The organism is Neorhizobium petrolearium (assembly GCF_017873175.1).
GTDB classification, from domain to species: Bacteria; Pseudomonadota; Alphaproteobacteria; order Rhizobiales; family Rhizobiaceae; genus Neorhizobium; species Neorhizobium petrolearium.
This window is the reverse complement of record NZ_JAGGJW010000039.1, coordinates 1-12,667: the sequence shown is the minus strand read 5'-3', so window position 1 is coordinate 12,667 and position 12,667 is coordinate 1. Positions and strand designations below refer to the sequence as shown.

Here is a 12,667-nt window from a genome sequence, read left to right as displayed (position 1 = left end):
TCGAGGCCAAGACGCAATTCGCCGTCGCATTCGGCGAAAGGTTCGTCAGCAACTGACGGAAACGGGCCTCAGGCACAAAAAATCCGACAGTCCCCTGAGAAGCCCACCGTCTTTGTACAGAATGGCCTCAACTTCTCGGGACACTCCAGTCGCTGGGCAGTCAACAAAGCAGCGAGCCTTTTCCGGCTGTTCAAAGTCAATTTCCAATCTTTTCTCCTTGTTAACGCCACCCTCCATCACTTGTCACCGCTCGCGCTCTGAAGTAAGCCGCCTCCCGCATATCCTTGCTGTCTATGGCTTTGCCGATCTTGTCCCGATAGACTTTCAGGCACCTGGTCGTGATGCCTTCCTGGTCAATCTCGGTGAATTGAACGTACCCTCCGACCGGCGTATCATTCAACGCACGTTGAGCATCGACCAAGTTGACCGCGCCTCTATGCGGGTCGCGCGCGACTAGATCAAAGCGCCCATCGATGTTGGCAACGGCTGGCGCAGCCCAAGAAGTGACGTTCATCCATTCGAACGCAGGCATGCCAGGCCGGTCAAATGAAGACATCACCTTGGCAATAGGTGCGCGTCCATTGTGAGCTACAATCGCTATGTCGACCTTAAAAATGGCAGGAAGATATCTCACCCACGGCTTGTATTTTCGAAGTCTGCCGCCGACGCCATTTATGAGTTCATCGAGTGTCGCACACGTATCAGCCCAATGCTTGATCTGTCCTGCAAAGCCTGCGTTCCCACGAATCCCCACGACGGCAGACAGGTGTGGCAGAGCGACTTGCTTTCGCGAGAGCGAGACAAGCCGGCCGGCTCTGAAGCCGGCGCCATCAGTTATCAGCGTCGCCGAGTCGGCGTCGACGAGGATATTCAAAACACTCATCGGCTCACCTTCCATTGTGCGGAATCACCGCACGGCAACGCGTAAGTGCCGAGATAAAGAATGTTGGCGCCTGCGACGGTTGTTGCCAACGACGAAACCACAATTGCGATTAGATCCAAGCCAGGCATCTTGCCTCCTTAGTTAGTTGATTCCGCCCTCAGGCGGTTTTGTTTTGACGCCGATGGTGCTCCGGATCGGCCAGCCGACTTCATCGGGCCAGGTCACCAGGCGCTTTTGCTCGTAACCGTCCGCCGTTACCGTAACGAGGTCTAGGAATCCGCCGACGTTGTAGAAAGGGTCAGACGTTGGGTATACGGGGGACGGACGTTTGCGGTGCCGCATGTATTCGAAGATAGCCGGCCCCGCCTTTTCGAGCGGGCCAAGCATGTCGTCGAAGGTCAACCCGAGCTCCGGCAACTCGTCGATGCCTGGCATTTCTCCCTGAAGAAATCCCGTCGGCGATTCCCGCAACTCGAAAGCCGCGCCGGAGTCGTCCTCAAAGGTTTGAAAGTTCCAGCAGAGCGGGCCGCGTGTCTCCGAAATGCCGCCCATCGCGATGCGTACCGGGCTGTCATGCTTCGCCGCTTCGGCGCATGCCGCGAGCGATCCGGAAAGAAGCTCAATTGTCTCGTCGACCGAGCCAGTAACTTCTGCCGCCTTCAAGATCACGTCGGCCAATGCATCGATTGCCGGAACGGGCCCGCTGCCAACGATGGCAAGCGGAATGAATTCCGATCGGCGCACCTTGTCGCTGATGCCGACAAGGATTCCGTCCGGCGTGTATGCCGCCCCGTCGCTTAGGATCTCGACGCGGTCGCGGAATGGTCGGAAGATAAAAGCGGTCATTCCGCTACCCTTTCAAAAATAATAAGCCTGCCGTTCAAGGCGCCCTGCGCGGCAGTCTCAGCCTGTAGGGCCAAGGTCCGCTCTTTGATTTGTTCGATTTCTCGCTGATACTCATTGGCGCCACGGCCGCCACCGCCACCGCGGCCACGTCCTCCTCCGCCAGATGACTTTGACGGGGGTGGTGCAAAGTCGTTGATTGAGACAGGCTTTGCCGCAACCGGCCTGCGAGCGCCGCCACGAGACTTGGAGCCGCCCATTTGGCCGTTTGTGCTGCCAGTTACAGCCTCGATACCATTAGGCCCGACCTGATAGCCTTCGACAAAAGCAGGAAGAGCCGCAGCAGCAGCCCTGACCTGAGCAAGCTTTCCGAGAACTTCATCAAGCCGCGCCATGGCTTCGACGTTGTCAAAGCCAAGTTCAGTGTTGAGCTTTATGCGCTCCTGAAGTAGTTCAACCTCGCGTTCGAGAGCCTGTACGTCGTCCTCTGCCTTTTCCTTGTCGACATTGATGACGTTTCCTTCGGCATCTGTTGTGCCAGTCAGTTTGTTCAACTTGTCGAAAAGTTCGATGGTCGACAGATATTCCTTGAATGCCTTGTCGGCAGACTGGATCTTGCTAATCAGGCCGGCAACGTCGAAATCGTTGATTGCCTTCGCTGCATTGTTTATGCCTCCGGCAAAGCGCTGGCTTGCTCCGGTAGCATTATTGAATTCACGAACAGAATCGATAAGCGCAGTCTTTAGATTTACAGTTGCCTGCTCAATCGTGAATACCGAGCCAGCAACCTTCTGCTGAAGAATGGGCGCCCCAGCTTCGAACGCTCTAAAAAACGCCTCAGACGAAATCTGCCCGTCGACCACAAGGCTTTTCAGCTTGGCGACGGAACCGCCAGCTTCTTCTAGACCGGCGGCTACCGCCTGCGCGATGGTCGGGGCACCCTCAAGAATAGAGCTGAATTCTTCGGCCTGTACCTTGCCGCTTCCGAGCGCCTGGCCAAGCTGCAGAAGCGCGCCGCTCGCTGACTGTGCATCTGTGCCGGCGACGCGAAGAGCTAGCGCGACGTTGTTTGTGAAGCCAAGCAACTCCTCTGTGGTGACGCCAAGCTCCTTCTGCGCAAGCGATGCCTTGCCGTATAGACCTGCAAGCGTTTCGATTGGTGCGCCGTTTGCGATGGCGGCCTGGTTAAGACGCTTATAGACTTTTTCGAGCTCTGCGCCTGAAAGGCCGGCAACCTTTAGGGCGTTGTCAATCTTCGTAGCGGCATCAGACAGTGCGCCAATCTCGCGCAGCAACTGCGCTGACGCAAAAGCTCCAGCTATTTGCAGGCCGGTCCTGGCGAACGATGCGGCAATTGCTTTGCTGCTGGTGGTGGCTTTCTTTTGCATCGCGCCAAGGCGCTTATTTGTCACGCCTTGCGCGCGTTTCATCGCGTTTTCAAATTTACGGATATCGGCCGACAAACTGACGACCAATTTCTCTAGATCCTGGGCCGCCATTATCGCGTGTCCCTCACAGGCGTGGCACCCGCGGCATTATGAAGAATGCCTTGCTTCAGCAGTGTGCACACAACGGCGCACCGCCTCACGGCGGTGGTGAAATTGTCCATCTGATTTTCCTGTTAGTTGCGCCTGGCGCGTGTGGACCAAGCCGGGGAGGCAAGCTTCAATGCACTAATGTGGAAAATAGCACTCGCCGCAACGTGCGGCTTTCTAGTTGGCCTGGTTGCCTTCGCCGTCGGGCGGGAGGTTATATTCGCATTTCGGCTTCGAGCGTCGGGCGACGTGATTGGTGACGCAATTTCCGCCGTTGGATCTCTAGGTTGGATAGATACAACTCTGGTGACTGGCCTGGCGGCGGTTACTGCGGCCGCTCTGAGCATTCGCGCCGTAAAGGATCAAATCAAGGCGTCGGACTCTGCCGTCCAACGTCAAATAGAGCATGGTGTTCTGGTTGAGAAAAATCGGCGGGATGCGAAGCGCGCCGCAGCCCGGGCAACGCTTCCGATCTATCTGAGCGTTATCTGTGACTACGCAGAGACTAACGGACGATCACTCTACGGCTTAGTTCGCCAATGCATTGATTGGACGCTTCCAAGGAACGTTTCATTACCCGAATTCCCAGAGATTCCGTTCGAGGCAGCAACGGCTCTTCGAGAATTAGTAGAGCTTTCAGACGTCTCCGAACGCGTTTTTCTAGGCTCGCTGCTCGGAGAAATGCAGGTGCAGAGCTCGCGATTGCGAGGGCTTACTCGGGATCGGTCATCTGGAACCGTAGTGCAACACAATCTTGAAAGCTACCTGGCTGATTCAGTCGAGATATATGCGCGTGCCAGCGAACTCTTCGATTTCGGTAGAGATCCCAATGCTAAGATCCCTGATGGCTTGAGCGAAAACGCAATTGGGACAGGCCTCCATGTCATGGGAGTTTGGGACGATGAAATTTCCACCAGAGTGCGGCGGCAGATAGTTCGATCGTCTGCGCATAAACGAGGGCAGCAATGAAACACCCTCATATTTTCAATTGGAAAAATGCGCGCAAATGAGCAGCACCGGTCCCGTGGGAGGGGGCTTCCACAACTCTGGACCCCCCCTCCCACCTAGAGAGGCCAGCCGTCCGCGCCGAAGCGGACGACCTTTCGGCCATGCTCTTCGCGCTGCTTGTGACGGCTGTGGCACGTCGCGCAAAGGCTGGCGAGATTTTCTGGATCGAAGAACAATGCCTCGTTCCCGCGGTGCGCGGTAACATGGTCGACGGTGTTTGCTGGCGTTACAAAGCCGGCCTCTTCGCACATGTGGCAGAGCGGCTCACGGGCGAGCTGTGCTAGCCGCAGCTGCCGCCACAACTTCGTTCGGTAAAGCTTGTGATACCCTTCTGCTTCTGGACTGCGATTACTCACAGCGCTATGCCCCGCGCTTTCATCGCGGCCTCTGCTTTCAGGCGGACGCGATCAGGAGTCGACCGCGCGGCGATTGCGGCATCAGTCGTCTTGTAGGCCGGCGATGCCGTCAAGGTGATTTCCCACAAATCTACGTCCTCGATAATCCGAAGCGGCAGCCGATCGCCGCCGTCTTCCCATCTTTCCTTCCGGACGTTGAACCCAAAGCTACATCCATGGATGTCGCCCCTTCTGACTGTGCCAATGCACTCCGCCCCAGATGGTGTAGTTGGATCTGCCTCCAGCGAGAACCAGAGGCCTATCCTGTCTTCCTTTAGCGTGAGCGTGCCGGACGTCGTCCTGCCGAGAACACGACCGTAGTCGTGAGCAAGTAGCGCTAGCACGTCAGGATTCTGCTGCAGTGTCCGCGTGAACGCGCCATACTTGACCTTTTCCCGGAATTCGCCGGCAATAGTCGTTTCGTCTCCGAAGCGAACTGCGTAGCCGCTGACTGTGTTACCCATTTAGCTTTCGCTCCGCAGCGGCAAGCTTTTCTTCCCGCAGTCCTAGTTTTGACTTCGATCGGAGAACACGAGCGATTGCCACGGGATCAGTATCGATGAATTTTTCCTTGCCACCAGGCAAGGTAACGCTGCGTGTTGATTTGCCATTTTTCTTCGTGGCTTTTTCAATTGACATAGCCAGCCCCCTTCATTTCGTTGACCACGCGGTCAATATTTCCGTCTCGTGCATCGCCGAGGAAATTGAGGTACATGGGGATGAGGCTCGTCCACTGGATATCATGGCTTTCGAACTGATAGCGCAGGTCGTCATACGCAGCCCGCGCCGCCTTAACCTCCAGGAGAGAATCCACAACGGCCCGCACGCGGCGTCCGTATTCTTCTCGGCATGCCTCAACTGCCGCGGTGTTTGCGCGCGGCTTCTGCTCGGAAATGCGGCGGTCGACGATCGAAATCGCCGTGTCGACGTCAGACAGTTCTTTCCGGATCTCGGTAATACGGTTGCGCTTTGAGATGAGCGGGTCCGTGCCGTCGCCTTCGCCGAGGAGGGCCGCGACGCTGGCAGTGTAGCCGGGGCCGGTCTGCGCTCCGATTTCCCGTTCAATGGTACTCCGTTCCGCGTTCAGAGACCGCTGCTTGTCCAGCAGGAGCCCACGTCGGCTCATCAAATCCTTGAACGTCGCGTCAACGTCGGTCAGCGACGGAACAATGAATTCTGCCGTTGTGGTTTGTTTCTTCATGCGAATAGCTCCTTCAGGGCGTCAGCCAACGCCGCGCCATTGATTGCGGTTGATGTGCGATGGCCTGCCGCCTGCCAGTGTCCAGCAACGCTGCCGATCGGCTGGAAACGCTGTGTTTCGCCACCGTCGAAATGAACCGCGAATTCCGGCCAGGTCTTGATAAACTCAAGATTGAGCTTGCGCATGTCGGCGTCGCCCTCGATGGCGAGCTCGGCGATGGCTGCCAGCTGACGACCGGCGGTTGCGCGGACGCTTGCAGGTGCCTCAGAAAGGTCTGCGCCGCCTGGCGTCATCGCCTTGAACGCCTCAACCGTCTGCCTAGCCTTGTGGGCGGGGCACGCGGATGCTACCGCAATTAGCAAGTCGAGAAAATTCTCAAGCTCAAGAATCGGCGAGACGCCCGTGGCGCCGGATGGAAATGCTCCGGCCTCGCGAAGGCGGCGCGCAACGATCATTGTGCGCGGCTGCGGAAGGCCGACGTGCCGGTCAAGGGCTGCAGCGGCCTGATTCAATGTAACGGCCATGCGGCCTCCTGTGTCTTGGTCTGGTTTCATGTTTAGGGGCACAAAAAAAGACGGCCGCTGCCGTCGACGTGCCGAAACGGTGGCCGCCAGCGCGTTGTCGGCGCTGACGGCTCGATCGACCAACGGCCGGCAGCGGCCATCGGGATTTGATTGCCGTCCGTACATCCGGGAGCGACAAAGGTGTGCCGTCTACCGTCCGAGTCTGGCTAAAAACTCGGACGGCTTAACCGACTCAGGGCATCGGCGACGGCTTCGCTGTGTTGGCAGCAGCGAATAAAAAAGCCGCCACAATGGACGGCTGAAACTGTGTTGCTGTTGCTGTTAGCGAAACTACGTCACACAATTTGTAACGTTGGCACGGAAATTGCTCTCGGCAACTCTCTCCTTTGCCCAGGCCATTGCTCTACGCAATAGCGCGGCTCCCTTTTTGTCTTGATATCGCCCTGTTGCGCCGAAAGCCTTGCCAATGCTTGACACATTCTCGCACGCCATCATGAGCTCAATAATGTAGTCGATTTCCGGTGGTGGCTCGCCGAAGTCTGGCTCCTCAGCCTTAAGCGGCGAGCCTTTCGACTTTCCAGGCCGTGGTGTTCCTAATCCACCTTCAGCACCTAAAAATGTGGCGCCGACGGCGACAGCGTCAGCGCATGCACCGTAGGAAACGAAATCATAGGATATCTCGTCGACTTCATTCTGCGGCAAAATATCGAGGCGCGTGTAACCGCATGGCTGGACTGGCTGCGGCTCGCCATCGCCAAGGCGAGGCAAAACGGCCGGCAACGCAAGATACGCGCCCAGATTTGACTTCACCTTCGACTTGCCACGCGCCGTGCCGTTTTTCCTGACGTCGAGTCCGCCTCGGGCCGGCTCGTTGTCATTGGCTGCCACCACTACGGAATCAGGAAGCCGCTGGCGAGCTATGAGCCATAAGCAGGCCGCTCCGTACCTGTCCTGCTTTGCCGCCCAGTTCATTGCAGGCCGGCCGCCGCGGTAAACAGGCGTCCGCCCTTTTGGCGGCGTATTGTCGTTGGCAGCAATGAACTTCGTTGCCATTCGCTCGGCCGCCTGGCGCGCGAGCTCGGTGCGCAGATTGGTCGGCATATCCCTGTCGCCATTCACCGCAAGATGTACGGTTGCTGTTTCATTGGAAACAGATGTCATGAATTCCCCATCCAAATAACCGCGCTGTGCGGATACGTTTCGGCCGTCAAGGCCTATTGTTGAGCTAGGTCACGCTACTATATGTTGATTTTCATATACGATTTTTACAATTTTGTCAAGATGTAGTGTCTTCACAGATTTGATTAAAAAAAATCAAAAATCAGGATTTTAGTTGTACGTGAGTGGGACGCGGGTTCAGCGAAAGTGAATTCCCTGAACATTTTATGCCCCGGCGGTGTCTTCATGCGTGCTCAATGTGGTGCACTATAAAGACTCTGTTAATAGATCTCGATTATCGTTGCTCGAAAGGGAGATATTCCGGTGAGCAACATGATTATCCGTATCGCAAGCATAACTCTTAGCCTTTTGGCCGTGATTGAGCTGCTTCCGATCCCTGAGCCGTGGCTGCCATTAGGAGGTAGCAACGCCACTCAGATGGCGATAGTCCTTGGCTTGGCTTTTGCTGCAGCCGAAATAATGGATATGTGGAGAGGACACTGATGTCAGTTCAAAACAGACTTTCTGTCTCGTTCGGCGACGAAGAATACGCCGTTCTGGAGCGCCTGTCATCGCATACCCATAAGAGCAAAGCGGAATTGATCCGCTTAATCGTTGAAGAGTTTCTGCGGGACAACCCCGACCGGTTTCGCCGGGAAACATCCCTCCGTGTATCTCGCAAGGATAACATACTGCTACCCAAAAAAACGTAATGATTCCACGCGCGCGCTTGCGCGCGCGGGAGGCAAAAACTGAGTTACCACTATCATTTGACTTCCGCACCGGTCTGCGGCCGGACAGGCCCAGACATCAAAGGGGGGTAGCTATAAAGACATCTTTATGTCTTTTTGGGGTTGACTGAATTTGCAAATCAGTCAATTGTGGGGACACAGAGAATTCCCACCTAAATTAATATTGCGTAAATGCGCGAGGCTGTGCAATAAAAAGCACGTCGAGTCGATTCAGGTCGATTCGACGTGCTTTTGTGTGTTTGCCGCGGCTGGCTGGCTTGCCGTGAAGCAAGCCGCGTTGCCGAAGCGGTAGTGTAAGCAACTCCGTAGATAGCGCCCAAGAGTGGGTTTGGCAAGCCAGTAACCCAACTAGGGAGAAGTCAGATGGCGAACAAGCCACCACTTCGCCCCGGTCACGAGGCTCCGCGTTCTGGTCAATACCAGATCATCGGGCCCCGTGGTGGTGCTGGACCGGAAAGGACTGTCGTTCGCGGCGAGCCTCTTCCTCCTACCCCAAAGCCGGGCTCTACCTACCGTCTCGTGGATCCCACCAAGACGAGTAAGTGATTGACTAGGCATGCGGCGTGCTCCCAAGCGCCGCATGCTCCTCTATCAATCGGAGTTTCTGACAAGATGGCAGATGTACTGGTGACCTGCATCAATAAGCGGGATCGCAATAGCACGCATGAGGGTATCACCCACCTCGGCAACCCCAACTCCGCAAATGGGGGCTGGAGGTGGACACGCGCAGAAGTGATTGCTTCGATCGAGGCCGGGACCAACACCTTCTATACCAAGGTAAATGGTAATCGTGGTGATATTGGCGTCGTCAACGGCCAGAATGGCAAATATGTTAGGACCTATGCCGACGGAAAATGGAACGACAATCTCTTGTCGCTCCCTGAGTGCATGTAGAAGCCGGCCGGCGCGAATGCCGGCCTTTTATTCCGGAGCGATTCATGAGTGAGAAAAAAGAGGCGAAAGTGATTGTCCCGCCGAAAAGGGATGATCGCCGAATTTTAAACGATAGCAAAAAATCAGCGCATTCCACCCAAAAGTCATTCTCCACCGCACACAACAAGGACAAAATCGGCAAGCCTAAGCCAGGTGGTTCGGGATGAGTCTGCTCTCCCAGGAGAGCATCTCCTACATATCCAACTTCGTAACCATAATAGGTCTCCCGATTGCGATCGTCGGGCTTGCGGCCGCCGCATGGCAGATGCGAAACGAAAGGCTTGCCGTTTCTGCAGGCGCAATCGGCGCAATGCGCGTTAGTCTGCTCGGGCGTATTGAGCGTATTGAGCAAACGAAGCTCGACGGCAACGTTCCAAAATGGTCTGACGAATTCAAAGAACTTCTGAATGAAATCGAAATGGCATGCGCGATCTACCTTGACGGCCAGATGTCCGGACGCACCGGCGAGTTGGCTAAATGCGTGGTCTGCGACTTGCTCGAGATGATCAACGAAGACCCGGATCTTCGCGAAGAACTCGAGCAAGCAATCCATGCTCCGGATACATTCAGAAACATCAGAGATTTCAGGGAGAAGGTTAAGCGAAATGCATAGGGCGAGCCATCTTACGGTTAAAGAAAACCAGGATCTTAAGCCGGGTGAGTTGATCCGCATGAGCTTCGGTGGGGCGGCTGGCGTCGTGCTTTTCCTCAAGCATCTCGATAAAGGAGGCGGACTCTTTGGCGTCCTACAGGCTGCTGGCTTAGATCATCCGATGACATGGTACACAGCCGGTCTGGATAACCAATACTTATCCTACGGTCTTGAATGGGTTATTCAGGAAGATCACGGGCCTGAAACGGCATGTGGTCTCCGCTATCGCGCCGAGAATGCAAGACTTTACATCGATAAGAAAGGCTTGGTGATGGCCTTTGGATCTCCGCGTGGCTCATACCGCTACGAGCCTCTCCACTATCATCTGAAAGATAACATCGAGGTAAATTTAGGTAGAGAGGCGGCGCCAATTATCTCCTGGAGGATCTGGGAAAGCCAGGCACATCGAGACGCGGGTAGTGAACCTCTTTTCTATTATCCGGCATCAGAATAGCATCATGATTATCATTCGCCGGCCTCAAATCCGGCCGCTCTGCGTAGAATTGCTCCCAGCTAAGGCGCCGGCCGCGGAATGGCCGGTCTGTATCTGGCTTACTGGTGCTCATGAATGCCTCACAATGCCTCACAGCGAACGGATCTCTATGGCTCGGCGCCAGCCGCTCCAAACGGTCGGCGATGTCGTGGAGGGCGGCGTGGTTCATGCTGCCTCCTGCTCTTCATCTTCCGCTGTGCCAATCATCTTGGCCCATCCCAGTTGAGGCGCGCGGTTCACGACGTCTGTGAACCGGGGGAAGTTCCTTGGGCCTTTGGACGAAGAAACCCATGGTTTGCTGACGGAAACGAACTTGCCATGGTGCGTCAGCATCAATTCGACCTGCTTGTCGACGAGTTCGCTACTGTCGTGGAGTTGATCCAGTCCTACCGCGCGCATAAGGTTCCGCAAGTCCTTCATTCCCTGTTCGTGTTCGTCTTGGTCTGGACTTTCGCAAATGATGAAATGCTCGACCTCGTCCCCATCCTGCGTCTGAAACCAGACTGTGAGGATAGTAGCCCCATCGTCCTCGGATTTTTCTGTCTTGGCGCGCACGATCGTGCCAGCGGCCGCCTTGTCCGGATAAATAGTGAAGTCTGGCTTAGCATGCTCTGATTCAGTTTCCGGCTTGGCCTTCTTTGCCGCTGCTTTCCGTTCCTTCGGCTTAAACGCGGTGGGAGGGTCGCATTCGTACTCTTCCCGCTCGATCCACTTGGCCAGGGTGAATCGTGGCGCATCCGCCTTGCCCTGCGCCGCCCATCGCTCTTGCCATGCTCTAGCGGATGCGACCATGCGTGAATGAAGTTCTGTGTCTGGCGCTACCTTCAGGTATGCTGATTTGGCATCGGCCTTCTTCTGTCGATATCCATATGCTTTCCACAATTCCTCAAATCCACCTTGCGCGCCATCCGGGGCGGCGGCCTCCAGGCCGACAGCATCCGGCGGCGAAGCCGGGGCGCAATCAATATCTCTTTCTTGTAATCCGGCCTGTAGGCCGGTTACTGTAAGAGATGTTTGGGTATCGTAGGCAATACCGCTAGAGCCTGTAGAGGTATCGTCCACAATACCGCATGAGGTATCGTCAGCGATACCACTAGTAGAGGTATCATCCACAATACCGCTAGAAAAGTTGAAGTTTAAAGCGTACTCGGTTGGGCGTGTTCCAGCGCCCTCTCGGATGATACTGAAAGCGCCGTGCCAGACGAGACGGCGGACAGAAGAAATGATGTTTGGGCGGGTGGCTTTTGTGCGGTCGGCAAGGTAGCGAAGGCTTGCACGAGAATTTCCGAACTTGCCAAAGTATCGCTCGATTATCACCGCAGCCACCTTGTGGTCTAGGCGGGTTGCCCACTCGGTATGGATGATTTCAATTAACAGGTGATGTTGCGCCAGCAGGCCGTCTGTTTTTTCGCTCACGACTGTCCCTCGCGGGCTGCGCGCCATTCTTCGCCACGTTCAAGACACGGGACGTACATTGCCTTGCCTTCTTCGGTGCGGCCTATTTCCTTGATGAAGCCAGCATCAACAGCGCCCTTGATTGTCTGCCACATGGTTTTGCGCTGCACGCCGAAGTGCCTGGCCAGCGTGTTTGTCCTCAGCACCGCAAAACCGTTTTGATGCCACTGGTCTAAAACCAGAGCAGGAATCCGAAAGCCGTGTCGTCCGCGGATCTGATGGCCAGCCATCATGTAATCGCGGAACTTCTGGAATGTATCTTCCGTCATGTCTAAATCGTTCATCTCAATCCTTTCTGGAGAGATTGGGTGTAGGTATGCGGCCCGCCGACGTCAGCCGGCAGGGGCTGTAGCTCTGTTGGTGGTGGTTGGGTGGCTATGCGGCTCGTGCCTCGATCTTCGCGTTGATCCATGCGGCGACCTCGGCACGCACGAACGCAACGCGCCTCTCGCCGAGTTCCACTGCGACGGGGAATCTACCTTCGGCGCGATAGCGGTTGAGCATGGTGCGCGACATTGACGTAAGGCGGCATGCGTCATTGAGACTGATTAGTGCTGGTGTATTATCATTCGCTGGATTGTGGGACATGGTACTCCTCTTCGCGCCGGGAAGAATCCAGGCGTCGTCTATTGTGATGATTGAGAAGTGGAACCGGACGCCTTGCCGGGTTGAAGTTGCTCGACGTCTCAGACGCCCCTACGGAATTAGCCGCGGCTACGCGCACCTCGAAAGAGGCCGCTCGGGACTGTCAGGAATTTTGTGTCTGAGGCCATGATGATGGAAAGGAGAATCATCACATGGCCATTGAGAAGGAACTTTTGGATCAGCTTCTCGC

Annotated in this window: 17 protein-coding genes; 5 read left to right on the top strand and 12 right to left on the bottom strand. The window is 55.8% G+C overall.

The features are described 5' to 3' along the window. Positions 1–220: 220 nt before the first annotated feature. The 3 genes from J2046_RS33285 to J2046_RS33275 all read right to left on the bottom strand — a co-directional run bounded on the left by J2046_RS33285 (position 221) and on the right by J2046_RS33275 (position 3,225). Positions 221–883, bottom strand: a complete 663-nt coding sequence (locus tag J2046_RS33285; protein WP_210059065.1) for a hypothetical protein — start codon at positions 881–883, stop codon at positions 221–223. Positions 884–1,024: 141 nt separating this feature from the next. After that, entirely contained in the window at positions 1,025–1,729 is a 705-nt protein-coding gene (locus J2046_RS33280; RefSeq protein WP_210059063.1) for a hypothetical protein, read from the bottom strand. Then, positions 1,726–3,225 (bottom strand): tape measure protein, encoded by a 1,500-nt coding sequence (locus J2046_RS33275; protein WP_210059061.1) that lies wholly within the window; start codon positions 3,223–3,225, stop codon positions 1,726–1,728. The genes J2046_RS33280 and J2046_RS33275 overlap by 4 nt, the downstream gene beginning before the upstream one ends. Positions 3,226–3,510: 285 nt before the next feature. On the opposite strand from J2046_RS33275, the gene J2046_RS33270 reads away from it, so the two are divergent. Next, positions 3,511–4,230, top strand: a complete 720-nt coding sequence (locus tag J2046_RS33270; protein ID WP_210059059.1) for a hypothetical protein — start codon at positions 3,511–3,513, stop codon at positions 4,228–4,230. 95 nt (positions 4,231–4,325) lie between these two features. Here the strand turns inward: J2046_RS33270 and J2046_RS33265 are convergent, their stop codons facing one another. The 6 genes from J2046_RS33265 to J2046_RS33240 all read right to left on the bottom strand — a co-directional run bounded on the left by J2046_RS33265 (position 4,326) and on the right by J2046_RS33240 (position 7,550). Continuing rightward, positions 4,326–4,520 carry an HNH endonuclease gene (locus tag J2046_RS33265; RefSeq protein ID WP_233470450.1) on the bottom strand — a complete coding sequence of 65 codons (195 nt, stop codon included), beginning with the start codon at positions 4,518–4,520 and terminating at the stop codon, positions 4,326–4,328. 101 nt (positions 4,521–4,621) lie between these two features. Beyond that, positions 4,622–5,128 (bottom strand): HK97 family phage prohead protease, encoded by a 507-nt coding sequence (locus J2046_RS33260; RefSeq protein ID WP_210059055.1) that lies wholly within the window; start codon positions 5,126–5,128, stop codon positions 4,622–4,624. Beyond that, entirely contained in the window at positions 5,121–5,303 is a 183-nt protein-coding gene (locus tag J2046_RS33255) for a hypothetical protein (protein WP_210059053.1), read from the bottom strand. The genes J2046_RS33260 and J2046_RS33255 overlap by 8 nt, the downstream gene beginning before the upstream one ends. Further along, positions 5,293–5,865: a hypothetical protein gene (locus J2046_RS33250; protein ID WP_210059051.1), complete on the bottom strand. Its 573-nt coding sequence runs from the start codon at positions 5,863–5,865 to the stop codon at positions 5,293–5,295. The genes J2046_RS33255 and J2046_RS33250 overlap by 11 nt, the downstream gene beginning before the upstream one ends. After that, positions 5,862–6,389: a hypothetical protein gene (locus J2046_RS33245; protein WP_210059049.1), complete on the bottom strand. Its 528-nt coding sequence runs from the start codon at positions 6,387–6,389 to the stop codon at positions 5,862–5,864. The genes J2046_RS33250 and J2046_RS33245 overlap by 4 nt, the downstream gene beginning before the upstream one ends. Positions 6,390–6,719: 330 nt before the next feature. Continuing rightward, positions 6,720–7,550, bottom strand: coding sequence for a hypothetical protein (locus J2046_RS33240; protein WP_210059048.1), 831 nt, complete (start codon positions 7,548–7,550; stop codon positions 6,720–6,722). Between the two features lie 1,361 nt (positions 7,551–8,911). Between J2046_RS33240 and J2046_RS33235 the strand changes: the two genes are divergently transcribed. Genes J2046_RS33235 through J2046_RS33220 form a run of 4 tightly spaced genes read left to right on the top strand, consistent with a single transcriptional unit; the run spans position 8,912 to position 10,338 of the window. Further along, complete coding sequence (locus J2046_RS33235; protein ID WP_210059047.1) at positions 8,912–9,193, top strand: DUF3892 domain-containing protein; 282 nt, start codon at positions 8,912–8,914, stop codon at positions 9,191–9,193. A 44-nt stretch (positions 9,194–9,237) separates the two neighbouring features. Beyond that, positions 9,238–9,399 (top strand): hypothetical protein, encoded by a 162-nt coding sequence (locus J2046_RS33230; protein ID WP_210059046.1) that lies wholly within the window; start codon positions 9,238–9,240, stop codon positions 9,397–9,399. Beyond that, positions 9,396–9,845 (top strand): hypothetical protein, encoded by a 450-nt coding sequence (locus tag J2046_RS33225; protein ID WP_233470449.1) that lies wholly within the window; start codon positions 9,396–9,398, stop codon positions 9,843–9,845. Before J2046_RS33230 ends, J2046_RS33225 begins: the two co-directional genes overlap by 4 nt. Beyond that, positions 9,838–10,338, top strand: coding sequence for a hypothetical protein (locus J2046_RS33220; RefSeq protein ID WP_210059045.1), 501 nt, complete (start codon positions 9,838–9,840; stop codon positions 10,336–10,338). The genes J2046_RS33225 and J2046_RS33220 overlap by 8 nt, the downstream gene beginning before the upstream one ends. Before the next feature lie 204 nt (positions 10,339–10,542). On the opposite strand, the gene J2046_RS33215 is transcribed toward J2046_RS33220, so the two are convergent. The 3 genes from J2046_RS33215 to J2046_RS33205 all read right to left on the bottom strand — a co-directional run bounded on the left by J2046_RS33215 (position 10,543) and on the right by J2046_RS33205 (position 12,420). Next, complete coding sequence (locus tag J2046_RS33215; protein ID WP_210059044.1) at positions 10,543–11,793, bottom strand: hypothetical protein; 1,251 nt, start codon at positions 11,791–11,793, stop codon at positions 10,543–10,545. Further along, positions 11,790–12,116, bottom strand: coding sequence for a hypothetical protein (locus J2046_RS33210; RefSeq protein ID WP_210059043.1), 327 nt, complete (start codon positions 12,114–12,116; stop codon positions 11,790–11,792). Before J2046_RS33210 ends, J2046_RS33215 begins: the two co-directional genes overlap by 4 nt. Before the next feature lie 91 nt (positions 12,117–12,207). Then, a complete protein-coding gene (locus J2046_RS33205; protein WP_210059042.1) occupies positions 12,208–12,420 on the bottom strand; it encodes a helix-turn-helix transcriptional regulator in 213 nt (70 codons plus the stop codon). Between the last annotated feature and the right edge of the window lie 247 nt (positions 12,421–12,667).

Bases quoted from the DNA above. Each gene is read 5' to 3' on its own strand.
- J2046_RS33285 (WP_210059065.1), bottom strand. From the start codon at position 883: ATGAGTGTTTTGAATATCCTCGTCGACGCCGACTCGGCGACGCTGATA.
- J2046_RS33280 (WP_210059063.1), bottom strand. From the start codon at position 1,729: ATGACCGCTTTTATCTTCCGACCATTCCGCGACCGCGTCGAGATCCTA.
- J2046_RS33275 (WP_210059061.1), bottom strand. From the start codon at position 3,225: ATGGCGGCCCAGGATCTAGAGAAATTGGTCGTCAGTTTGTCGGCCGAT.
- J2046_RS33265 (WP_233470450.1), bottom strand. From the start codon at position 4,520: ATGTGCGAAGAGGCCGGCTTTGTAACGCCAGCAAACACCGTCGACCAT.
- J2046_RS33260 (WP_210059055.1), bottom strand. From the start codon at position 5,128: ATGGGTAACACAGTCAGCGGCTACGCAGTTCGCTTCGGAGACGAAACG.
- J2046_RS33255 (WP_210059053.1), bottom strand. From the start codon at position 5,303: ATGTCAATTGAAAAAGCCACGAAGAAAAATGGCAAATCAACACGCAGC.
- J2046_RS33250 (WP_210059051.1), bottom strand. From the start codon at position 5,865: ATGAAGAAACAAACCACAACGGCAGAATTCATTGTTCCGTCGCTGACC.
- J2046_RS33245 (WP_210059049.1), bottom strand. From the start codon at position 6,389: ATGGCCGTTACATTGAATCAGGCCGCTGCAGCCCTTGACCGGCACGTC.
- J2046_RS33240 (WP_210059048.1), bottom strand. From the start codon at position 7,550: ATGACATCTGTTTCCAATGAAACAGCAACCGTACATCTTGCGGTGAAT.
- J2046_RS33235 (WP_210059047.1), top strand. From the start codon at position 8,912: ATGGCAGATGTACTGGTGACCTGCATCAATAAGCGGGATCGCAATAGC.
- J2046_RS33230 (WP_210059046.1), top strand. From the start codon at position 9,238: ATGAGTGAGAAAAAAGAGGCGAAAGTGATTGTCCCGCCGAAAAGGGAT.
- J2046_RS33225 (WP_233470449.1), top strand. From the start codon at position 9,396: ATGAGTCTGCTCTCCCAGGAGAGCATCTCCTACATATCCAACTTCGTA.
- J2046_RS33220 (WP_210059045.1), top strand. From the start codon at position 9,838: ATGCATAGGGCGAGCCATCTTACGGTTAAAGAAAACCAGGATCTTAAG.
- J2046_RS33210 (WP_210059043.1), bottom strand. From the start codon at position 12,116: ATGAACGATTTAGACATGACGGAAGATACATTCCAGAAGTTCCGCGAT.
- J2046_RS33205 (WP_210059042.1), bottom strand. From the start codon at position 12,420: ATGTCCCACAATCCAGCGAATGATAATACACCAGCACTAATCAGTCTC.